Origin of the sequence: Aquimarina mycalae (assembly GCF_029906345.1) — a bacterium.
Taxonomy (GTDB): Bacteria; Bacteroidota; Bacteroidia; order Flavobacteriales; family Flavobacteriaceae; genus Aquimarina.
Window position 1 is genome coordinate 1 of the sequence record NZ_JARYGY010000002.1, and the last position, 23,703, is coordinate 23,703.

The following is a 23,703-nucleotide window of genomic DNA, read 5'->3' on the forward strand; positions in this document are numbered from 1 at the left end:
AACTGTAACATCTGCAATGCTTACTGTAGGGACTGGATCATCATCATTGATTGTACCGATACCTTGATTGTCACTTACCGTTAAGGTAGTATTGGTCGTATTTGTTTCTGCATCTGTGATATTTACTTCAAAGGTCTCCGTAGGTTCGTTCGTTGTATCTTCTACCGTTGGAACTGTAACATTTACAGTCGTACTACCTGCTGGAATGGTAACCGTTAAAGTAGCTGGCTCTGTATAATCACCTGTCTCTACTGCCATTACATCATCAACGGTGAAAGTAACTGTAATAGCTTCACTACTTGAATTGCTTAAACTTACTGCAAATACAGCATTATCACCTTCATCAACTGTAACATCTGCAATGCTTACTGTAGGAGGTATCTCTGTACAAAAATCAAAATTACCAAAACCATATCCATGATTTACTGAAGAAATACAGGTATCACAATCCTCCCAAACAATAGTAATACTAGCTATACCATCAGAGTCTACAAAATTTACTCCTATCATTCTATCTAAAAAGCTTGTCATTCTGCTATTTGCATTAATAACTCCTGTAGTATTATTAGAGGTATATGCAGGAGTAGCAGCATTAGTAAACGTAGGAAAGATTGTATTTCCTAAACCATCTATAGCAGTTATAGTAAGCTTATCTCCAATATTCGTAGGAATATCTGTATCAATATCAAACAAATCAAAGCCTGCTGAAAAAATTGTTGTAGCGGATCCAGAAAACGAAATGGTTTGGGTAACGCTATTACCTGCAGTAAATCCAGAAGTAAAAACTTGTAAAACTTCTTGAAATCCAGATGCAGCTTCTGAGCCAATACTTGGTGTAGTTCCAGAACCTGTTCCTGTAAATCCAGAGCTCCAAGTATCCAGTTCTACAGTTGCTCCAGTAAAAGCTGATATAATATTAATACCAGATCCATTAACATCATTAAATGTTCTTGATAGACTTCCATCAGGTGTCCAATCAAATTCATTATCCGAAGCTACATTAGGGGCAGTATCCCAACTTAGGTTATACACAGTACCTGAACAATCAGGAGAAGGGTGAAGTGGTGTTGGCACTGGAAACAAAAAGCTATCACTTTCTGTAAATACACTAGTCCCTGCAACAGCAGTATGTGTACTACTATCTGTTCCTCCAGTTTGAGTAAAAGTTGCATTGATAGCGATAATATCTGCATCCACAATATCCACCGTTACTATACCAGCATTGACAAGAGTTGCTGTCCATATTCCGTTAGAATTTGTTGTTACAGTTTGTGTCAATCCACCAGAATCTGTAATAACAACATCTATACCCTCTATACCATTTTCTATATTATCCCAAATTCCATTTCCATTAGGATCATAATGTATTCTACCAACTACGGTAGCTGGAGCTGGATCATTAATCGTTCCTGTACCACTTACACCATCCACTGTAACTGTAGTAGTCTCTCCACTATCTGATAATGCATCGGTACTAGTTGGATATGTAACTGTAAAACTGGTAACTCCTGTCGGTACTGTTAAAATTCCTCCTGATAAAGTAACTCCATTACTAAAGGTAGGGCTATTTGTATAATCACTTCCTGCTGTAGCTGTACCATCTGCTAAAGTAAATGGATAGGTTGTTGGATTAACTGTAGCCCCGCTTAAGGTTACTGTGTGCACTAAATCTGTACCTTCTGTAACTGTCGGACTACTTACACTATCAACTGTAGGTTCAGTACATACATTTATACCAGTATTTGTAACTGAAGCATTAGTTCCAGTACTGTAATCTATTCCAATTTCCGAAATAACCAAACCTGTTGCAGGATCTGTTGTAGGTGGTGTTCCAGTTCCATATGCTTCTCCATCACCACCATCCGCATTAGCATTATCATATGCTTCATTAGCATCACTACAACCATCATCATCACTATCGGTATCTAAATGGTTAGGAACACCATCTAGATCACTATTAACTCCTACACAATAGATTAAATCATAAAACTGCAATGTAACATTACCAGCATTACCATTTTGCTTTGCTGAAATTACAGTAATTGTTCTTACTGGCCCAAGTATACTTACTTCTACACTATTTGAAGGAGCATTTGCTCCACCTGCTGTACTAACCACACTATTCGAAGTAATTGTCTTCCCTCCTCCATTAACATTAGTAATAGAGACTCCCGCATGTTGACTGCCATCACTAGTGGCAAAGAAATCAGAACGGTCATTATTATCTAAACCACCCCATTTAAAAACAACATCATAAACGGTTTCAGAAAATGTTAGGGTATATGTATATGTATCTCCAATTGGGAAATCCGTATTGTTTGCCTGAAGATTTACAAAATCAGTAACGGTAACAGACCCATTTGTATTAGAAACACCAGAAGCCCATGTTGCTTCTCCTTGTAAAGAAGCAGTAAACGAAGCATCAACATTACTTGTAACTCCAGAAACATCAAAAGGATATACATCTGCCTGAGTAAATGGATTTGTTGTACTGCTAAAAGTTTGATTTAGTGTTCTTGGTGTAGTTGCACAATTTAATTCGTTTGCATCAGAAATACCATCATTATCATCATCTTAATCACAACGATCAGGTACTAAATCACTATCATTATCTGCTGAGTCATCAAAACCTGGGCATACATCAGTTGCATTAGGGACTCCATCATTATCATTATCGTCATCACATACATCTCCAATACCGTCCATATCACTATCTTCTTGCCCTGCATTAGCTATGAGAGGACAATTATCGGATTCATCAATAATGCCATCAGAATCTGTATCTGTAAGACAAACATCAAAAAACACTATCTGTTGTGAGAAATTAAAACCTTGAACAGCACATCCTCCAGGAAAGGTAATCGATTGAAAATTTGCTGGCACTGTTGAACTAACATCATTAGGATTATCCATATAAAATAATGTAGAATTACCTGCTATGGATAAGTATAAATTATTATCTGGTCCTAATTGTACACCAGAAACAAAATCTCCTGTAAGTGCAGTTGAAAAATTATCGCCTATTTCATGAACATAAAGTGCCGCATTCCATCCCGTAAATTGACCATCAAATGTAGAATTTATTTGATGCCCAAAAAACAAACGAGAACCATCTGGAGAAAATTCTACACTATATCCTGTCTGAGTATCTAAAACCGCAGAAATTGGAACTTTTGTCCAAGCTCCAATACTAGCATTATCTTCATCCCAATCTGCATACCACACTCCTCCATCTATTGTACTACTTCCACCTTCTAATACTAGCGCTATTCTATCATTTTGTTGAGAAAATCGAATACTTCCTCTTTCTCCTGATCTTGCCAAATTAACTGGTAAAGGAACCACTAAATCTGGATTATCACCTCTGGAAGGCATAAGAGGATTATCGCCATCAATTTGCCAAATATTAAGTGATCCTGGACAATCCGTCACACAACCAGCTGTATTTTTTGCTATAGAACCAATCCATGCACCACAAAGTCCTCCATTATTAGTTCCAAATATGGCTTCGGTATTATTACTTTTTAATACAATATTTTTATCAAGAACAGTTTTTGAAGGAATATCTACCACAGAATAATATACTGTTCCATCTCTATCTTCATCTCGACCATCACTATGAAGAACATACATTCGTTGAGCATTTGTGCCTGGAACAGGTAAAACTGTAGCCATCTGCGTCCTTGTACCATTAGAATTTAAGCCTGACCCATTGGTATATAAAACACCCGCATCATCTCTTACTGTGCCATCATCCACATAAAAAACAAGATCACCAGTATTTTGATCACTCCAAGTACCAGTGGCTTCAAAAGCTCCATCCGATGCCAATCCACAGGTAACAGTAGGCGGATCAGTTCTAAAATCTAACAAGTATCCTTGTCCATTCCACCAATGGGCATCAAAAGTTTGTCCATAAGAAAGGTTATGAGAAAATAGGAAACAAAGAAGTAATAGAATCACATTAGACAATAGGCTAACATGACCCAACAAGATTTGGGTAATTTTTTTCATATGACGATGGTTTACTGTAGCTTATAAAAGCTATGGGTATTAACTTCTATAGGCTACTTATAAATATCTAAATAATATTTATAATTTCAAAACTTAAAAAATACGGTAAAACCGTACTACACAAATATGGCGATAGATTTGAATATTTAACATCAATTTTCCCATAAATTTATTTTTTTTCGACGAAAAGCAGTTTTTAACGACATAAAACACATCATGAACACAATATTTCCACAAGCTTTGTTTTTAGAACTTCTATCTTCATTGTACTTTTTAGTAGTATATTTGCAAACTTTAGTAATAGAACTACAATGAAATTTATTGACGAGATAAAGAGGAGAAGGACTTTTGGTATCATCTCACACCCTGATGCTGGTAAAACGACCTTAACTGAGAAATTACTTTTGTTTGGAGGTGCTATTCAGGAAGCTGGGGCAGTTAAATCTAATAAAATAAAAAAAGGAGCTACCAGTGACTTTATGGAAATTGAGCGCCAAAGAGGAATCTCTGTTGCTACTTCTGTATTAGCTTTTGAATATCAAGGAATTAAAATTAACATTTTAGATACTCCTGGTCATAAGGATTTTGCTGAGGATACCTTTAGAACTCTAACTGCAGTAGATAGCGTAATCGTAGTAATCGATGTTGCAAAAGGTGTAGAGGAACAAACTGAAAAATTAGTTTCTGTATGTAGAATGCGTAATATTCCTATGATCGTCTTTATAAATAAATTAGATAGAGAAGGAAAAGATGCATTTGAACTTTTAGATGAAATTGAACAAAAGCTTGGCTTAACGGTAACCCCATTAAGCTTTCCTATTGGGATGGGTTATGATTTTAAAGGAATCTATAATATCTGGGAAAAAAATATTAATCTTTTTAGTGGAGATAGTAGAAAAAATATTGAAGAAACGATAGAAGTTTCAGATTTATCTTCACCAGAACTTAACACTTTGATTGGAGGTGATCCTGCAGAAACATTGAGAGAAGAAATAGAATTGGTCGAGGGAATTTATCCTTCTTTTGATCAAGAATCTTATCAGAATGGAAGCCTTCAACCTGTATTTTTCGGATCTGCTTTAAATAATTTTGGTGTTCGTGAATTATTGGATTGCTTTGTTTCAATAGCCCCTACTCCAAGACCAAAAGAAAGCGATATCAGAGTAGTAAAACCTGATGAAAAAGATTTTACTGGCTTTGTTTTTAAGATCCATGCGAATATGGATCCAAAACACCGTGATCGCTTAGCGTTTATCAAAATAGTTTCGGGTACATTTGAAAGAAATGTGCCATACCTGCATACAAGGCATAACAAAAAGCTGAAATTCTCTAGTCCAAATGCTTTTTTTGCAGAGAAGAAAGAAATTGTGGATATTTCGTATCCTGGTGACATTGTCGGTTTGCATGATACAGGTAATTTTAAAATTGGAGATACTTTAACCACTGGCGAGCATCTTAATTATAAGGGAATTCCTAGTTTTTCTCCCGAACATTTTAGATATATAAATAATGCTGATCCTTTAAAATCAAAACAATTAGCTAAAGGAATCGATCAATTAATGGATGAAGGTGTTGCACAATTATTCACCTTAGAATTGAATGGAAGAAAAGTGATCGGTACAGTTGGAGCACTTCAATATGAAGTAATCCAATATCGATTAGAACATGAATACGGAGCAAAATGTACTTATGAGAATCTAAATGTACACAAAGCTTGCTGGGTAGACGCAGAAGATGAAACAAACGATGAGTTCAAAGATTTTAAACGAGTAAAAGCTAAATTTTTAGCAAAAGACAAACAAAATCAATTAGTATTTTTAGCTGATTCCTCTTTTAGTTTACAAATGACAGAACAAAAATATCCTTCTATAACATTTCATTACACCTCTGAGTTCTAAAACCTATTTAAAACTTTTTTAAGAAGCTTTTACAAACAAAACACAGTACGGCATATTTTTAAAATAAAAATCGATTTAAGTTATTTAAATTGAGCTGACTTTAGATTGAAGTATTTTAAAAATTTATAAACAAGAAACAAAGTATAGAATATTCTTATATCAATCTTTTGCACTATTAAAAGAACGCTTTCCTAATAAGATTTCGAAAAACAGTTTAAAATCAGAAATCAAACTCCACAAAGGGTATTTAAAAGTTGCTGGTTTATTTTTTTCGAAAAACGCATGTCCAACCCAGGCAAAACCATATCCAACTGCAGGAACTATAAACCATTTCCAGCTCCAATTATAATATATAGCTATGCCCACTATAACAAAAACCAAAAAGGTTCCTATAAAATGTAATGTTCTACTAGTTCTATTTTTATGTTCTGTTAAGTAGAATTGATAGAATTCTGAAAAAGTTTGTATTCGGTCAGACATATCGATATTTATTATAGCATTATGAATATACTAAAAATATACCTTTTCATCAAGTTATTGATTTTCAAAAAAAATTCGCTTGGTGTTAACACCAAGCGAATTCTATTTTTTAATTCTCTTTTTTTAAGCTTGTCCAGTAGGGCCAAAATTTAAAGGAATTGGTGGTTGCTCATAATCCTTTATTTCTCCATGTGCTGCTTCAAATCGAGAAACATTATCGCTTAGAGCCTTCAGTAATCTTTTAGCATGTTGAGGAGTAAGTATTATTCTACTCTTTACTTTACTTTTAGGTCTTCCAGGCATAATATTTACGAAATCAACTACAAATTCTGATACCGAATGATTAATAATCGCAAGATTACTGTATATCCCATCAGCAATAGCTTCATCCAATTCTATGTTTAATTGATTTTGTTTTTGATTCTTCTGATCTGCCATTTTAAAATATGTTATGTGAACACTTTAGTTCTAAAAACAGAAAGCCTGCCGTTTGGCAGGCTTAACTGATTAATTATAATTTACTTCTTGTCGTTGTTCCATTCGATCTTCGAATTCTTCCTTAGAACCAACTATGATACTTTCATAATCTCTCATACCAGTTCCAGCAGGAATTCTATGTCCAACGATTACATTCTCCTTCAATCCTTCCAGATCATCAACTTTACCGCTTACTGCAGCTTCGTTTAATACTTTTGTTGTTTCCTGGAATGATGCTGCAGAGATGAATGATTTAGTTTGTAGCGAAGCTCTTGTAATACCCTGAAGTATTGGAGTTGCTGTAGCAGGAGTAACATCTCTTGCCTCTACTAAATTCTTATCTTCTCTTCTCAGTATAGAATTCTCATCTCTTAAATCACGTGGTGATATAATCTGACCTGCTTTCAAGTTTTCACTATCTCCAGCTTCTTCTACCACCTTCATTCCGAAGATTGCATCATTTTCCTGGATAAAGTCGGATTTATGAACCAATTGATTCTCTAGGAAAATTGTATCTCCTGGATCTTGGATTCTTACCTTACGCATCATTTGACGTACTACTACTTCAAAATGCTTATCGTTAATCTTCACACCTTGTAATCGATATACTTCTTGTACCTCATTAACTAAATACTGCTGTACTGCTGAAGGTCCTTTGATTTTCAAGATATCCTCTGGAGTTACAGAACCATCTGATAATGGCATACCTGCACGTACGAAATCATTTTCTTGTACAAGAATCTGATTTGATAGTTTCACAAGATATTTCTTGATTTCACCAATTCTAGATTCTACAATAATCTCACGATTACCACGCTTAATTTTACCAAATGATACCACACCATCAATCTCACTAACTACTGCAGGGTTCGATGGGTTACGTGCTTCGAATAATTCTGTTACACGCGGAAGACCTCCTGTAATATCACCAGCTTTTGCTGATTTACGAGGAATCTTAACCAACACCTTACCAACTTCTATCTTCTCATTATCATCAACCATTAAGTGAGCTCCCACAGGTAAGTTATATGAACGAAGAACTTCGTCACCTTTACCCATAATCAATAGTGTAGGTATTTTTTTCTTATCACGTGATTCTGAGATTACTTTTTCCTGGAATCCAGTTTGTTCATCTATCTCTACTTGATATGTAACACCTTGTTCAACATTTTCATAACTTACTTTTCCAGCAAATTCTGAAATAATTACACCATTATATGGATCCCATTGACAGATACTCTGATCTTTTTTAACAGTTTCTCCACTCTTGATAAATAATTGAGAACCATAAGGAATAAGGTTTGTACTAAGTACAATCTTAGTTTTAGGGTCTATAATTTTAACTTCAGAAGTACGAGAGATCACTACATCAATTTCATTTCCATCTGTATCTTGACCTTTCACTGTCTTCAATTCTTCTATTTCTGCTTTACCAGCAAACTTAGATTTTAATTGATTTTCTTCTGAAATGTTACTTGCAATACCTCCTACGTGGAACGTACGTAAAGTAAGCTGCGTACCTGGCTCTCCAATTGACTGAGCTGCTACTACACCTACGGCTTCACCACGCTGCACCGTTTTTCCAGTCGCAAGGTTACGTCCATAACACTTCACACATATACCTTTCTTAGCTTCACAAGTAAGGGCTGAACGAACTTCTACAGACTCTACTGGAGAGTTTTCAATATTCTTAGCTGTTACATCATCTATTTCTACTCCTGCTTCAACAAGAACTTCTTGAGTTAACGGATTAATAACATCTACTAATGAAGTTCTACCTTTAATTCTAGCTGCTAAGCCTTCAATAATCTCTTCATTTTTCTTTAATGGACTAACCTCTACACCTCTTAATGTTTCACAATCCTCAATATTTACAATCACATCTTGTGCAACATCAACCAAACGACGCGTTAAATATCCTGCATCGGCAGTTTTAAGTGCTGTATCCGCAAGACCTTTACGAGCTCCGTGAGTAGAGATAAAGTATTCAAGAATCGAAAGTCCTTCTTTAAAGTTAGAAAGAATCGGGTTTTCAATAATTTCTCCACCAGCAGAATTTGATTTCTTAGGTTTTGCCATTAATCCACGCATTCCTGTCAGCTGACGAATCTGTTCTTTAGATCCCCTTGCTCCAGAATCAAGCATCATATATACCGAGTTAAATCCTTGTTGATCCTCTCTAATACGTTTCATCGATAATTCTGTCAATGCCGCATTCGTAGAAGTCCAAATATCAATAACCTGATTATAACGCTCATTATTTGTGATAAGACCCATATTATAGTTTGCTACAATATTGTCTACTTGTCCATTAGCATCGGCAATCATCGTATGTTTCTCTTTAGGGATAATAATATCTCCTAAACTAAATGAAAGTCCACCTCTAAATGCGAAATTATATCCTAAGGTTTTAATTTCATCCAGGAACACTGCTGTTTCTGGCACACTTGTTACCTTCAAAATATCACCAATAATATCTCTTAGAGATTTTTTAGTCAATACTTCGTTAATATATCCTGCTTTTTCTGGTACTTTTTCATTAAATAAAACTCTACCAGTAGTAGTTTCTATTATTTTAGTTACCAGCTCTCCTTCTTCATTGATATCTTTAGTTCTAACTTTAATATTAGCATTGATATCCAATCTTTTCTCATTATAAGCTATAACAACTTCTTCTGGAGAATAAAATGTTAAATCTTCACCTTTAATTTCTAATTCTGGAGTAGATCTTCTAGACTTAGTCATGTAATATAGACCTAATACCATATCCTGAGATGGTACTGTTACTGGAGAACCATTTGCAGGATTTAAAATATTGTGTGAAGCTAACATTAATAGCTGAGCTTCTAAGATTGCTTCAGGTCCAAGAGGTAAATGTACTGCCATTTGATCTCCATCAAAATCGGCGTTAAATGCTGTACAAACCAATGGGTGTAACTGTATAGCTTTTCCTTCAATAAGTTTTGGTTGAAAAGCTTGAATACCTAAACGGTGAAGCGTAGGAGCACGGTTTAGTAATACTGGATGTCCTTTAAGAACATTTTCTAAGATATCCCAAACTACAGGCTCTTTTCTATCTATAATTTTCTTTGCAGATTTTACTGTTTTTACAATACCACGCTCAATCAGTTTTCTAATTACAAATGGCTTGTATAATTCAGCTGCCATATTTTTTGGCAGACCACATTCAAATAATTTTAATTCTGGTCCAACAACAATAACAGAACGAGCAGAATAATCTACACGCTTACCTAGTAAGTTCTGACGAAAACGTCCTTGTTTACCTTTTAATGAATCTGATAATGATTTTAATGGTCTATTAGAATCTGTTTTAACAGCAGAAGCTTTACGTGTGTTATCAAATAAAGAATCTACAGATTCTTGTAACATACGTTTTTCATTACGTAAAATAACTTCTGGAGCTTTGATTTCCATCAAACGCTTCAAACGATTATTACGTATAATTACACGACGATATAAATCATTCAAATCTGAAGTCGCAAAACGACCACCATCAAGCGGCACCAATGGACGTAATTCTGGTGGAATTACTGGTACAACCTTAAGAATCATCCATTCTGGACGGTTTTCTCTATTCTTGTTTGCATCACGTAACGACTCTACAACCTGAAGACGTTTTAATGCCTCTGTTTTACGTTGTTTAGAAGTTTCGTTATTTGCTTTATGTCTTAATTCATAAGATAGTGCATCAAGATCAATTCTTTTTAGAATTTCGATAAGGCATTCTGCCCCCATCTTTGCAATAAACTTATTAGGATCTGTATCGTCTAAATACAAATTCTCCTGAGGAAGACTATCTAATATATTAAGATACTCTTCTTCTGTAAGGAAATCCATTTTTTGAACTGGTTCTCCTTCTTCATTTTTAGCGATCCCTGGTTGAATTACTACGTAACGCTCGTAGTAAATAATCATATCTAATTTCTTAGATGGAAGACCCAGTAAATATCCTATTTTATTTGGTAAAGAACGGAAATACCATATATGCGCAACAGGAACTACTAAATTGATATGTCCCACACGGTCTCTACGAACTTTCTTTTCTGTAACTTCAACACCACATCGGTCACAAACGATACCTTTGTAGCGAATTCTTTTATATTTACCACAAGCACATTCAAAGTCCTTTACAGGTCCAAAAATACGCTCACAGAACAAACCATCACGTTCAGGTTTGTGAGTACGATAATTGATAGTTTCAGGCTTTAGAACTTCTCCTTGCGATGCCGCTAAAACTGACTCAGGAGATGCCAAACCTATAGAGATTTTATTAAATCTCTTTACTGTATTCTTATCATTATTTCTTGCCATAATATATGGTTGCTTAAGAATTATTGTAATTTAAATTTGAATAATAATTTGATCGTACCCTTCGACTACTCTCAGGGTACGATTTCATTTTATATTATTCTTCTAATCTGATATCCAGACCCAGACCTTTCAATTCGTGCATCAATACATTGAATGATTCAGGTAATCCTGGTTCTGGCATAGGTTCACCTTTTACGATACTTTCGTATGTTTTAGCTCTTCCTATCACATCATCAGATTTAACAGTCAATATCTCACGTAGGGTTGCCGAAGCACCGTAAGCTTCTAATGCCCATACTTCCATCTCTCCAAAACGTTGACCTCCAAATTGTGCCTTACCACCAAGTGGTTGCTGAGTAATCAATGAATATGGCCCTATAGAACGTGCGTGCATTTTATCATCAACCATATGCCCTAATTTAAGCATATATATGACACCTACTGTCGCTGGTTGATCAAAACGATCTCCTGTTCCTCCATCATGTAAATACGTATGTCCAAATCTTGGAATACCTGCTTCATCAGTAAATTCATTTATCTGATCTAAAGAGGCTCCATCAAAAATCGGAGTAGCATATTTTCTACCTAACTTCTGACCTGCCCAACCTAGCACAGTTTCATAGATCTGACCAATATTCATACGAGAAGGTACCCCTAATGGATTCAATACGATATCTACAGGTGTTCCGTCTTCTAAGAATGGCATATCCTCTTCTCTTACGATACGTGCAACAATACCTTTGTTACCGTGACGACCTGCCATTTTATCACCTACTTTAAGCTTACGTTTTTTAGCGATGTAAACTTTTGCAAGCTTGATAATTCCTGAAGGTAATTCATCTCCTACAGAGATTGTAAATTTCTCTCTACGTAAGTTACCTTGTAAATCATTTTCTTTAATCTTAAAGTTATGGATAAGATCTGCAACCATTTTATTAAGACCATCATCAGTAGTCCAAGTACCTTTAGTTAAGTGAGCATAATCATCAACACTATTAAGCATTTTCTGAGTAAACTTCTTTCCTTTTGGAAGTACTTCTTCTCCTAAATCATTGATAACCCCTTGAGAAGTTTTACCTCCTACGATTACAAATAATTTATCTACCAATTCTGATTTAAGCAATGCAAATTTTGCATCATAAGATCTTTCTAAAATTGAAATATCTTCTTTATCCTGAGAGCGTTTGCGCTTGTCTTTAATAGCACGAGCAAACAACTTCTTATCTATAACAACACCGTGTAATGAAGGAGAAGCTTTCAAAGAAGCATCTTTAACATCACCAGCTTTATCACCAAAGATAGCTCTTAACAGTTTCTCTTCTGGTGTTGGATCACTTTCTCCTTTTGGTGTAATCTTACCAATAAGAATATCTCCTGGTTTGATTTCTGCACCAACACGGATCATCCCGTTTTCATCAAGATCTTTAGTAGCCTCTTCAGAAACATTAGGAATATCATTAGTTAATTCTTCATTACCTAATTTAGTATCTCGTACCTCTAGAGAATATTCATCTATATGTATAGAAGTAAAGATATCATCTCGAACAACTTTCTCAGAAATTACAATCGCATCCTCAAAGTTATACCCTTTCCAAGGCATAAAGGCTACTTTCATATTTCTACCTAAGGCAAGCTCTCCATTTTCGGTAGCATAACCCTGACATAAAACTTGTCCTTTATTAACTCTATCTCCAACTCTAACAATTGGTTTAAGATTTATAGAAGTACCTTGGTTCGTTTTACGGAATTTAATCAAATTATAAGTTTTAGAATCTCCATCAAAACTTACCATTCTTTCTTCATCCGTTCTATCATACTTAATAGTAATCTTCTGTGCATCTACATATTCTACAACACCAGCTCCTTCAGCATTAATCAATACACGAGAATCAGAAGCAACCTGACGTTCTAATCCTGTACCTACAATAGGTGCATCTACTCTTAATAATGGAACTGCCTGACGCATCATATTCGATCCCATCAAGGCACGGTTTGCATCATCATGCTCTAAGAAAGGAATCAAAGATGCAGAAATAGAAGCAATCTGATTAGGAGCAACATCAGCATAGTTTACGGATGTTGGCTCAATAACTGGGAAGTCACCTTCCATACGTGCAATTACCTTTTCGCTCTCAATCGTACCATCTTCTTCTAACGGTAAGTTAGCCTGCATGATTAATTTCTCTTCCTCCTCTTCAGCACTTAGGTATCTAAATTCACTTAGATCAACTTTACCATTTTCAACTTTACGGTAAGGAGTCTCAAGGAATCCCATTGAATTCACTTTTGCAAATACTGCAAGTGAAGATATTAATCCAATATTTGGACCTTCTGGAGTTTCAATAGGACATAAACGACCATAATGTGTATAATGTACATCTCGAACCTCAAAACCTGCTCTTTCTCTTGATAAACCACCAGGTCCAAGAGCAGAAAGTCTACGCTTATGAGTAATCTCTGCTAATGGATTTGTTTGATCCATAAACTGAGATAACTGATTCGTACCAAAGAAAGAATTAATAACAGAAGACAAAGTCTTAGCATTAATCAAGTCAATTGGAGTAAATACCTCATTATCCCTTACATTCATACGTTCACGAATAGTACGAGCCATACGAGCAAGACCAACACCAAACTGTTGTGATAATTGTTCTCCTACTGTTCGTACACGACGGTTAGAAAGGTGATCAATATCATCAATTTCAGCTTTAGAGTTTATTAACTCGATTAGATATTTAATGATCGTAATAATATCTTCTTTAGTAAGCACTTGCTTATCCATTTCGATATTAAGACCCAATTTCTTATTCATTCTATAACGACCTACTTCACCAAGGTTATAACGTTGATCCGAGAAGAATAATTTGTCAATAATACCTCTTGCAGTCTCCTCATCAGGCGGTTCTGCATTACGTAGTTGACGGTATATATGTTCTACGGCTTCTTTTTCAGAATTCGTAGGATCTTTCTGTAATGTATTATGGATAATAGCGTAATCACCTTTTTGATTATCTTCTTTATGAAGTAAAATGGTTTTAGCTCCAGAATCCACGATCTCATCTAAGTGATCTTTATCAAGTATCGTATCACGATCCAAAACGATTTCGTTACGTTCAATAGAAACTACCTCTCCAGTATCTTCATCCACGAAATCCTCATGCCAAGTGTTTAATACACGCGCAGCTAGTTTACGACCTAATACTTTTTTCAATCCAGATTTAGAAACCTTAACCTCTTCTGCAAGGTCAAAAATCTCTAAAATATCTTTATCTCTTTCAAAACCGATAGCACGGAAAAGAGTAGTAACTGGTAATTTTTTCTTTCTATCAATATATGCGTACATAACGCTATTGATATCTGTAGCAAATTCTATCCAAGATCCTTTAAAAGGAATTACTCTGGCAGAATATAACTTAGTTCCATTTGCATGGAATGATTGTCCAAAGAACACACCAGGAGAACGGTGCAATTGTGATACAACAACACGTTCTGCTCCATTAATACAAAACGTACCACTTGGAGTCATATAAGGAATCGTACCTAAATATACGTCTTGTACAATAGTTTCGAAATCTTCGTGCTCAGGATCTGTACAGAAAAGTTTTAATCGTGCTTTAAGAGGGACACTATATGTAAGTCCTCTTTCTATACACTCTTGCAAATCATATCTTGGAGGATCTACAAAATAATCTAAAAATTCTAGTACAAATTGATTACGTGTATCCGTAATCGGGAAATTTTCCATGAAGGTATTATAAAGACCTTCATTTCCTCTTTCTTCTGACTTTGTTTCTAATTGAAAGAAGTCTTGAAAGGATTTGATCTGTATATCCAAAAAATCCGGATAATCAGGTCTATTCTTTACGGAAGAAAAATTCAATCTTTCAGTTTGCGTTGCTAACATCAATGGACGGAATTAAATTAAAATTTAAAAAACAGCGTATTTTAATACTTAATATTTATATACGCAAAATGGTTTAGACCTTAGAGAAAATTCTCCAGGTCTAAACCTCTATGTCAATATATGGTAAGCTTACTTAAGCTCAACCTCAGCTCCAGCCTCTTCTAATTGAGCTTTAAGAGCTTCTGCTTCATCTTTAGCTACTCCTTCTTTGATTGCACTTGGAGCACCATCAACTAATCCTTTAGCGTCTTTAAGACCTAGACCAGTTAATTCTTTTACTAGTTTTACAACAGCTAGCTTAGCACCTCCTGGAGCTTTAAGAATTACATCAAATTCTGATTTTTCTTCTGCAGCTTCACCACCACCAGCACCACCAGCAGCAACAGCTACTGCAGCAGCAGCAGGCTCAATACCATACTCTTCTTTTAATATATCTGCTAATTCATTAACTTCTTTTACTGTTAAGTTAACTAATTGTTCTGCGAAATCTTTTAAATCTGCCATTTTCTATCGTTTTAAATAATTTTTTTTAATTGAAATATAATTTGTTAAAAAGTGCGTACACGTTTAGATTATCCTTCTTTCTCGGATAATGTTTTAAGGATACCAGCTATAGTACCTCCACCAGATTTTAATGCTGAAATAACATTCTTAGCAGGTGATTGTAATAAGCCAATAATATCTCCTATAACTTCTTCCTTAGACTTGATATTTACAAGTGCATCCAGATTTTCGTCACCTACAAAAATTGCTGACTCAACAAAAGCTCCTTTTAATAAAGGTTTTTCGGATTTCTTACGAAATTCTTTAATAACTTTTGCTGGAGCATTTCCTGTTTCGGAAAACATAATAGAAGTATTACCTTTTAATACGTCAGGCAATTCTCCAAACTCCTTATCTGATTTCTCCATTGCTTTTGCAAGGAGGGTATTCTTTATAACTTTTAATGATACGTTAGCTTTAAAACAAGCTCTACGTAAATTTGAAGTTGTTCCTGCATCCAAACCTGAAATATCAGCTAAATAGATATTAGAGTTTTCAGCTAACTGAGCAGTTAAGTCTTCAATTACTTGTGATTTTTCTTCTCTTGTCATAATCGTTTATCTTAATTACCCAGCAAAGTTCTTAGAATCAATCTCCAAACTAGGGCTCATTGTAGAAGACATATATATAGATTTAATATATATACCTTTTGCAGCCACAGGTTTTAACTTCACTAATGTTGTTAATAATTCTTTTGCATTTCCTGCGATTTTATCAGCAGAAAAAGATGACTTTCCAATTGCAGCATGTACGATACCAGTTTTATCAACTTTAAAGTCAATTTTACCAGCTTTCACATCAGAAACAGCTTTTGCTATATCCATTGTTACCGTACCTGTTTTTGGGTTAGGCATTAAACCACGAGGTCCTAATACTCGACCTAATGGACCTAATTTACCCATAACACTAGGCATTGTAATGATCACATCTACATCAGTCCATCCACCTTTGATTTTATCAAGATATTCATCAAGACCAACAAAATCAGCTCCAGCTTCTTTAGCTTCTGCTTCTTTATCTGGTGTTACTAATGCAAGAACTTTAACATCCTTTCCTGTTCCGTGAGGTAATGTTACCACACCACGTACCATTTGATTTGCTTTACGAGGATCTACATTCAAACGAACAGCAAGATCTACAGAGGCATCAAAATTTACGTTTGTTATTTCTTTTACTAAAGCAGAAGCTTCGTCTACTGAATATGCTTTATTCTTTTCAACTTTAGCTCTAACTTCTTTTTGCTTTTTAGTTACTTTTGCCATTTTCTACACGTTTTTGGATTAAAAAGGAGCTTGTCCTTTTACAGTTACACCCATTGAACGAGCGGTACCGGCAATCATTTTCATAGCAGATTCTACAGTAAATGCATTTAAATCTTGCATTTTATCCTCTGCAATTGTACGAACTTGATCCCAAGTAACACTAGCCACTTTTTTACGATTTGGCTCTCCTGAACCTTTTTTCGTTTTTGCTGCTTCCAGTATTTGAACTGCCGCAGGTGGAGTTTTGATTACAAAATCAAAAGATTTGTCTTTGTAAACATTAATAACAACTGGCAATACTTTACCAGCCTTATCTTGTGTTCTACCATTGAATTGCTTACAGAATTCCATGATATTCACTCCGGCAGCACCTAAAGCAGGTCCAACTGGTGGGGATGGGTTAGCCGCTCCTCCACGTACTTGAAGTTTTACAACCTTACTTATCTCTTTAGCCATTTTTCTAATTTTAAATTAGAATTGTTCTACAAAGTGGAAGCAATAAGAACAATTCAGGATATATAATGTAACAATTATTATACTTTTTCTACTTGCATATAACTTAATTCCAATGGTGTCTTTCTTCCGAAAATCTTAACCATTACTTCAAGTTTACGCTTTTCTTCATTCACTTTTTCAACCGTACCATTAAACCCATTAAAAGGACCGTCAATTACTTTAACTGTTTCACCAACAGTATAAGGTATTGCAACATTATCAGTTTTCACTGCTAACTCATCTACCTTACCAAGCATCCTATTAATCTCTGCTTTTCTTAAAGGAACCGGATCTCCTCCTTTTACTTCTCCAAGAAAACCAATAACACCATTAATAGATTTAATTATATGCGGTATCTCTCCAGAAAGGTTTGCTTCTATCATAACATACCCAGGAAAGTAAACTCTTTCTTTATTTATTTTTTTACCATTTCTAATTTGGACAACCTTCTCAGTTGGAACCAAAATCTGTGAAACGTAGTCTTCCATACCCATATGAGCAATTTCACGCTCTATATAGTCCTTTACTTTATTCTCTTGACCACTTACAGCACGAACTACGTACCATTTTTTTGTATTACTAACCTCAGCCATAATAATTATGATTTAACTAAAGTGAAATAATACTCTATCACATTACTAAATACAGTATCTACTCCCCAGATAGCTAAAGAAAAAATTACAGAAAAAATAATAGTAACTATGGTAAGTCTTTGCGCTTCTGCCCAAGGAGTCCAAGTAACATGATTCTTTAATTCGTTATATGATTCCGTAATGTAATTTATTAATCCAGCCATCTTATTATACTATTTCAACTAAAAAAAGTAATTACTTTTTTTAGTTATAAATTCGTTATATCAACTTCATCTAATTTAGACGAAGGTATTTGTAATTTATCAGCACGGGTTGAGAGACTCGAACTCCCGACACCTGGTTTTGGAGACCAGTGCTCTACCAACTGAGCTAAACCCGTATACATAAGTCAAGGTATTCGTCGGAACGAATACCTCAGCTCATATAATTATATATTGTATTAGTCTAATATTTCAGTTACCTGACCAGCACCTACTGTTCTACCACCTTCACGGATCGCAAAACGAAGACCTACATTCATTGCAATTGGCTGAATAAGCTCAACAGTAATAGTTAAGTTATCTCCAGGCATTACCATTTCAACTCCATCAGGAAGTGCAATATTTCCAGTTACGTCAGTTGTACGTACGTAGAACTGTGGACGGTAGTTATTATGGAATGGAGTGTGACGTCCACCTTCTTCTTTTTTAAGGATATATACCTCAGCTTTGAAGTTTTTATGTGGAGTTACAGATCCTGGTTTAGTGATTACCATACCACGAGAAATTTGAGTTTTCTCAATACCTCTTAATAAGATACCTGCATTATCACCAGCTTCTCCTCTATCTAATATCTGACGGAACATCTCAATCCCTGTAATAGTAGAAGTTAATTTCTCAGCTCCCATACCGATGATCTCTACAGGATCTCCAGTGTTAGCAATACCAGTTTCGATACGTCCAGTTGCAACAGTACCACGACCAGTAATAGAGAATACATCTTCGATTGGCATTAAGAAATCTTTATCGATCTCACGTAATGGCTCCTCAATCCAAGCATCTACTTCTTTCATTAATTCTAGTACAGTATCAACCCACTTTTGCTCTCCATTTAAAGCTCCAAGAGCTGAACCAGCAACAACAGGTCCATTATCTCCATCATACTCATAGAAAGAAAGAAGATCTCTAACTTCCATCTCTACTAATTCTAATAATTCCTCATCATCAACCATATCCACTTTATTAAGGAATACAACGATTCTTGGAATACCTACCTGACGTCCTAATAAGATATGCTCACGAGTTTGTGGCATAGGTCCATCTGTAGCAGCAACCACTAAGATCGCACCATCCATCTGAGCAGCACCAGTAACCATGTTCTTTACATAATCGGCGTGACCTGGACAGTCAACGTGTGCATAGTGACGGTTAGCTGTTTGATATTCTACGTGAGACGTATTAATAGTAATACCTCTTTCTTTTTCCTCTGGAGCGTTATCAATAGTATCGAAATCTCTAGCCTCAGAAAGACCAGCATCTGCTAATACTTTAGTAATCGCAGCCGTTAAAGTTGTTTTACCGTGATCAACGTGTCCAATAGTACCAATATTTAAGTGCGGTTTGGAACGATCAAAAGTTTCCTTTGCCATAATTAATTTATTTAATCTTAGTTATATATTAGTGTTCAATTAATGCTTCTGAACTAAGAGCCAATGACGAGATTTGAACTCGTGACCTCTTCCTTACCAAGGAAACGCTCTACCCCTGAGCTACACCGGCTTTTTAAAGTACACAATGATAAATCAGAGTCCTTCATTAATTATCGAAAGAAAACCGATTCATCATTATTTTAATTTTTAAAAATCCAATGCTAAAAAACGCATCAAGATTAGCTCTGTATTATTTGAGCGGGAGACCGGGTTCGAACCGGCGACATTCAGCTTGGAAGGCTGACGCTCTACCAACTGAGCTACTCCCGCGTTTTACAATTCTGAGTTCAAAATTTTGAACTCAGAATTGAAGGTGGTGGGGAGAGCAGGATTCGAACCTGCGAAGACATAGTCAGCAGATTTACAGTCTGCCCTCGTTGGCCGCTTGAGTATCTCCCCAATTGAAAAATCATTATTTTAGAATGAACTTCTAAATTTTGAAAGCGCAAAAGTAATCAAAAAATTTACAATTCAAAATTTTACAAAAAAAGGTTTTATTTTTTTCAAAATTTCTACCTTTTTAGAGCCGATGGAGGGACTCGAACCCACGACCTGCTGATTACAAATCAGCTGCTCTAGCCAGCTGAGCTACATCGGCTTTTTAGTTACTTTTTTAAGCATAAAAAAGTCCGCTATTTCTAACGGACTGCAAATGTATAGAATTTATTTCTTACACAAAACAATTTTTTAAAAAAAAATCATCAAACATGTGCATTTAATTTTTCCTTTCGTTTTCGTAATTGTCTTTCCAAAGAACTAACACACTCATCTACACCTCCTTCAAAGCTTTTATTTATTTTTTTAATTATAAACTCATCTCCCGGTACGCTTAACAAAATTTCAGTAATTTTATTTTCCTTACCACTAGTATTCATAACTTTTAAAAAAACATCAGCATGAATTATACGACTAAAATGATTCTCTAACTTATCTAATTTTGTCTGCGTAAAATCTATCAACTTCTGATCTACATTAAAATTTACGGATTGCAAGTTCACTTTCATAGGTGTTAGTTTAATTGGTTGAACAAATATTTAAAGCCAAAAAAGATAAATTTAAACAGACTAAGTCTATTTTTTATTTCTTGGATGAGACTGGTTATAAACTTTAGCCAGCTGAGCTACATTTTGATGTGTATAAACTTGTGTAGCTGCCAAACTAGAATGACCAAGCAGTTCTTTTACAGCGTTTAGGTTTGCTCCTTCATTAAGCAAGTGAGTTGCAAATGAATGTCTTAATATATGCGGACTCTTTTTTACTTTAGAAGATGCCTCACTAAAATAACCATTTATGATGCGATATACAAGTGTTTCATAGATTTTAACTCCTTTTTCTGTTAATAACAAAAACGGAACTTCAGAATTCATAACCACTTCATCTCTTAACAGTAAGTATTGCTTAAAAGTTTCTACAATAGATGATATCAATGGTATAAATCTTTCTTTATTACGCTTTCCTAATACTTTAACCTGAGAATTTGATATGTCAACATCACTTAATTTAAGGTTCACCAATTCAATTCTTCGCATTCCTGTTCCGTAAAACAACTCAACAATCAATCGATCTCTAACACTTTTAAAATCCTTATTATCCGATAGACTTTTAAGCACTTGATCTACCTCTTGGTCAGAAAACGGAATTTGCAATTTCTTGGAGATTTTTAATACCTTATGTTTTGCTAAAGGGTTTTTATCTATTTGTTCTGTCTTAAGGAGAAACTTATAGTATGTTTTAAGAGAAGACACTTTTCTATTTACTGTCCTATTAGAGATCCCATTATCAACCAAACTTATAATCCAGGAACGGATTTGAGAATAATTAGACACTGAGACATCCTTTAACTCATATTCCTTTTCATAAAATTCAAAAAAAGACAATAGATCAGCCTTATACGCTGTGACGGTATGAACCGAGTATTTCTTTTCTAAAAGCAAATAATCTAAAAACTCTTTTAAAAACATAAAAAACCATTAGAAAACAAAAGTATAAAACTTTTGATATCTAATGGTCTTATTTTATATATACTGAAAAACGAAGTCTGATTCTTCAAAGAAAGAATCAACACATACAACGTTTCAACATTTTTTAAATTTCCTCTTGATCTCTTAAGTGCTGAATGTACTGCGCTTTTTGAACTTGAGCTCTACGCTCAACAGAAGGCTTTATAAACGCCTGACGCTTACGCAGCTGACGCATAGTTCCTGTTCTGTCGAATTTACGCTTAAAACGTTTTAACGCTCTATCTATATTTTCTCCGTCTTTAACTGGTATAATTAACATAGTGTTACCTCCTTTCTTTAAAAATTAGGGTGCAAAGATAACACAAAAGTATTATCTACAAAGCTTTTTTTGCATGAAGTTAATTATTTCTTTTTTTTTCATTCTAAAAGAGAATAAAATTCAATAAAAAAACAGCTTCCTATCTGCTATTAGGGGCATTTAGCAGATAAAAAAACTGTTTAAAAATAATTCAATACCTTAAATATTCTATATTATTTTAAAGACCATACTGTATATCCTTTTGGCGGAGCTTGAATTTTAACCCATCTACCTCCTTGTGTTGTAGGTTCCCAACCAGAATTACCTGTATAATCCTTTATCTTTTTACTAGACCAATTTGTCTGAATCCATCTTTCTTTCCATGAATTAGAATTGTTTATATAAACAATCAATCCGCTCTTTCCTCCTCCTCCATTTCTCCTGGCAATATATTCATCATTATCTGTCCAAAGGTTTGTTGTATTTCCTCCCGCAAGATTGTTATGAATCCATATTAAATTGTTCATCTTACTTTTACTTAACCAATCCTCGTAATCTCTGTAAAAAATTGCAGGATATCCTTCATGAGTTAATATATAAGCATATGCTAATAATTTATTTGTGTAAATTTCATCTGTATCATGATTAGCTACAAAAGTAACTGCTCTACTCGCATTTCTTTTCCATAGCATATCACCGCTTAATGCATTTAAATTATTACCAACAAAAGCATCTCTCATTTTATAATAACACCCAAAGTCAAATGCGGACATCTGTGCCTGGTCTGTCCACCATTTCAAGGTATTTACATTCCCATCCCAATACTCACCAACACCAAATACACCGGTAGATTGACGAAATTCTCTAGCAACCCATGGCTCAAAACCTTTCACATAATCGAATCTATATCCATCAAATTTCATAGTATTTTTATAATACTTAGCCACAGAATTACTTTGTCTATACAACCAATCTTGGACATATCTTTTTTTATGGCTTAAATCAGGGAATCCCCCAAAAATTCCACTGTCAGAATTATATTTATCATTAGGGTGAAAATCATATTTTGTTCTATTAAACTTTCCTGATAATGGATTAAACTTAGTATATGTGTTTTTTCCTGCAAATTCATTCCATTCAAGATCTCCTCCACTATTATGGTTAATTACAATATCTGCTATTACATTTAACCCTTTATCATGAGCTCGAGAAATTAATGATTCTAACTCTGATTTAGATCCAAATCTAGTCTCAGTACTTCCCATTTGATTATACTGTCCAAAATCATAATAATCAAAAGGATCATAGCCCATAGAAAATTTTCCATTTTGAGCTTTGCTTACTGGTGGTAGCCAAATTGCATCTATACCTGCATTGCTCCAAGAGTTAACCTTGCCTTTTACAACATTCCACCAAGTACCTCCAGCAGGAACATCCCAATAAAAAGCTTGCATCATTACACCTGATCCAATTGTTTTTAGACCAGCTCTAGTAGAAATAGTTTCTTCAGGCTTAATAGAATCAGGCTCAACCGAATCTAAAACCTCATCTTTACTACACGATATCATAAAAGACACCGCTAATAAAAAATAAATAAACTTGAAAGTTTTCATAAAATAAGTGTTTGTGTTAATTTTTACCAATGTAATATTTTTACTTATAACGAAAACGTTTGAAATACTACGCAAACGTTTTCGTGTTGATAAAATATTAACAGCTCACTAAAAAAAGAACCAAAATTTGATCAGTTCATCATTTT

18 protein-coding genes and 5 tRNA genes are annotated in these 23,703 nt (G+C 34.7%); 1 reads left to right on the forward strand and 22 read right to left on the reverse strand.

Annotation, left to right across the window (positions count from 1 at the left end; translation table 11 throughout):
* A partial coding sequence (locus tag QBK95_RS04640; RefSeq protein WP_280931082.1) for an SdrD B-like domain-containing protein occupies positions 1 to 2,118 on the reverse strand: 2,118 nt, incomplete at its 3' end.
* Positions 2,119 to 2,574: 456 nt separating this feature from the next.
* A complete protein-coding gene (locus QBK95_RS04645) occupies positions 2,575 to 4,014 on the reverse strand; it encodes a thrombospondin type 3 repeat-containing protein (RefSeq protein WP_280931085.1) in 1,440 nt (479 codons plus the stop codon).
* A 311-nt stretch (positions 4,015 to 4,325) separates the two neighbouring features.
* Between QBK95_RS04645 and QBK95_RS04650 the strand changes: the two genes are divergently transcribed.
* On the forward strand, positions 4,326 to 5,912 hold the full coding sequence (locus QBK95_RS04650) for a peptide chain release factor 3 (protein ID WP_280931087.1): 1,587 nt from the start codon (positions 4,326 to 4,328) through the stop codon (positions 5,910 to 5,912).
* A 159-nt stretch (positions 5,913 to 6,071) separates the two neighbouring features.
* Here the strand turns inward: QBK95_RS04650 and QBK95_RS04655 are convergent, their stop codons facing one another.
* From QBK95_RS04655 to QBK95_RS04750, 20 genes are all read right to left on the reverse strand, one after another.
* Positions 6,072 to 6,392 carry an Mpo1-like protein gene (locus QBK95_RS04655; RefSeq protein ID WP_280931089.1) on the reverse strand — a complete coding sequence of 107 codons (321 nt, stop codon included), beginning with the start codon at positions 6,390 to 6,392 and terminating at the stop codon, positions 6,072 to 6,074.
* A 123-nt stretch (positions 6,393 to 6,515) separates the two neighbouring features.
* The gene (locus tag QBK95_RS04660; protein WP_280931092.1) at positions 6,516 to 6,830 is read right to left on the reverse strand and encodes a DUF3467 domain-containing protein; all 315 of its coding nucleotides are present in this window, start codon (positions 6,828 to 6,830) and stop codon (positions 6,516 to 6,518) included.
* Between the two features lie 69 nt (positions 6,831 to 6,899).
* Complete coding sequence (gene rpoC / locus QBK95_RS04665) at positions 6,900 to 11,201, reverse strand: DNA-directed RNA polymerase subunit beta' (RefSeq protein ID WP_280931093.1); 4,302 nt, start codon at positions 11,199 to 11,201, stop codon at positions 6,900 to 6,902.
* Positions 11,202 to 11,295: 94 nt separating this feature from the next.
* Entirely contained in the window at positions 11,296 to 15,105 is a 3,810-nt protein-coding gene (gene rpoB, locus QBK95_RS04670; protein ID WP_280931095.1) for a DNA-directed RNA polymerase subunit beta, read from the reverse strand.
* Positions 15,106 to 15,234: 129 nt separating this feature from the next.
* On the reverse strand, positions 15,235 to 15,609 hold the full coding sequence (gene rplL, locus QBK95_RS04675; RefSeq protein WP_027393800.1) for a 50S ribosomal protein L7/L12: 375 nt from the start codon (positions 15,607 to 15,609) through the stop codon (positions 15,235 to 15,237).
* A gap of 68 nt (positions 15,610 to 15,677) precedes the next feature.
* Positions 15,678 to 16,199, reverse strand: a complete 522-nt coding sequence (gene rplJ, locus QBK95_RS04680; RefSeq protein ID WP_280931098.1) for a 50S ribosomal protein L10 — start codon at positions 16,197 to 16,199, stop codon at positions 15,678 to 15,680.
* A 15-nt stretch (positions 16,200 to 16,214) separates the two neighbouring features.
* Positions 16,215 to 16,910, reverse strand: coding sequence for a 50S ribosomal protein L1 (gene rplA, locus QBK95_RS04685; protein WP_280931100.1), 696 nt, complete (start codon positions 16,908 to 16,910; stop codon positions 16,215 to 16,217).
* A gap of 18 nt (positions 16,911 to 16,928) precedes the next feature.
* Positions 16,929 to 17,366 carry a 50S ribosomal protein L11 gene (rplK, locus tag QBK95_RS04690; protein WP_091412200.1) on the reverse strand — a complete coding sequence of 146 codons (438 nt, stop codon included), beginning with the start codon at positions 17,364 to 17,366 and terminating at the stop codon, positions 16,929 to 16,931.
* A 77-nt stretch (positions 17,367 to 17,443) separates the two neighbouring features.
* Positions 17,444 to 17,998 (reverse strand): transcription termination/antitermination protein NusG, encoded by a 555-nt coding sequence (gene nusG, locus QBK95_RS04695; protein WP_027393796.1) that lies wholly within the window; start codon positions 17,996 to 17,998, stop codon positions 17,444 to 17,446.
* 5 nt (positions 17,999 to 18,003) lie between these two features.
* The gene (gene secE / locus QBK95_RS04700) at positions 18,004 to 18,201 is read right to left on the reverse strand and encodes a preprotein translocase subunit SecE (protein ID WP_280931102.1); all 198 of its coding nucleotides are present in this window, start codon (positions 18,199 to 18,201) and stop codon (positions 18,004 to 18,006) included.
* A 103-nt stretch (positions 18,202 to 18,304) separates the two neighbouring features.
* Positions 18,305 to 18,377: transfer RNA gene (locus tag QBK95_RS04705), tRNA-Trp, on the reverse strand.
* Positions 18,378 to 18,437: 60 nt separating this feature from the next.
* Entirely contained in the window at positions 18,438 to 19,625 is a 1,188-nt protein-coding gene (tuf, locus tag QBK95_RS04710) for an elongation factor Tu (protein ID WP_280931104.1), read from the reverse strand.
* Positions 19,626 to 19,683: 58 nt separating this feature from the next.
* A tRNA-Thr gene (locus QBK95_RS04715) sits at positions 19,684 to 19,755 on the reverse strand.
* 127 nt (positions 19,756 to 19,882) lie between these two features.
* Positions 19,883 to 19,955: transfer RNA gene (locus tag QBK95_RS04720), tRNA-Gly, on the reverse strand.
* Between the two features lie 44 nt (positions 19,956 to 19,999).
* Positions 20,000 to 20,084, reverse strand: a tRNA-Tyr gene (locus QBK95_RS04725).
* Between the two features lie 125 nt (positions 20,085 to 20,209).
* Positions 20,210 to 20,283, reverse strand: a tRNA-Thr gene (locus tag QBK95_RS04730).
* A gap of 103 nt (positions 20,284 to 20,386) precedes the next feature.
* Positions 20,387 to 20,689 (reverse strand): ribosome hibernation-promoting factor, HPF/YfiA family, encoded by a 303-nt coding sequence (gene hpf / locus QBK95_RS04735; protein ID WP_280931106.1) that lies wholly within the window; start codon positions 20,687 to 20,689, stop codon positions 20,387 to 20,389.
* A gap of 66 nt (positions 20,690 to 20,755) precedes the next feature.
* On the reverse strand, positions 20,756 to 21,646 hold the full coding sequence (locus QBK95_RS04740; RefSeq protein WP_280931108.1) for a tyrosine-type recombinase/integrase: 891 nt from the start codon (positions 21,644 to 21,646) through the stop codon (positions 20,756 to 20,758).
* A 124-nt stretch (positions 21,647 to 21,770) separates the two neighbouring features.
* Entirely contained in the window at positions 21,771 to 21,965 is a 195-nt protein-coding gene (gene rpsU / locus QBK95_RS04745) for a 30S ribosomal protein S21 (RefSeq protein ID WP_280931110.1), read from the reverse strand.
* A gap of 212 nt (positions 21,966 to 22,177) precedes the next feature.
* Positions 22,178 to 23,557, reverse strand: coding sequence for an alpha-amylase (locus QBK95_RS04750; RefSeq protein WP_280931111.1), 1,380 nt, complete (start codon positions 23,555 to 23,557; stop codon positions 22,178 to 22,180).
* Positions 23,558 to 23,703: the final 146 nt, after the last annotated feature.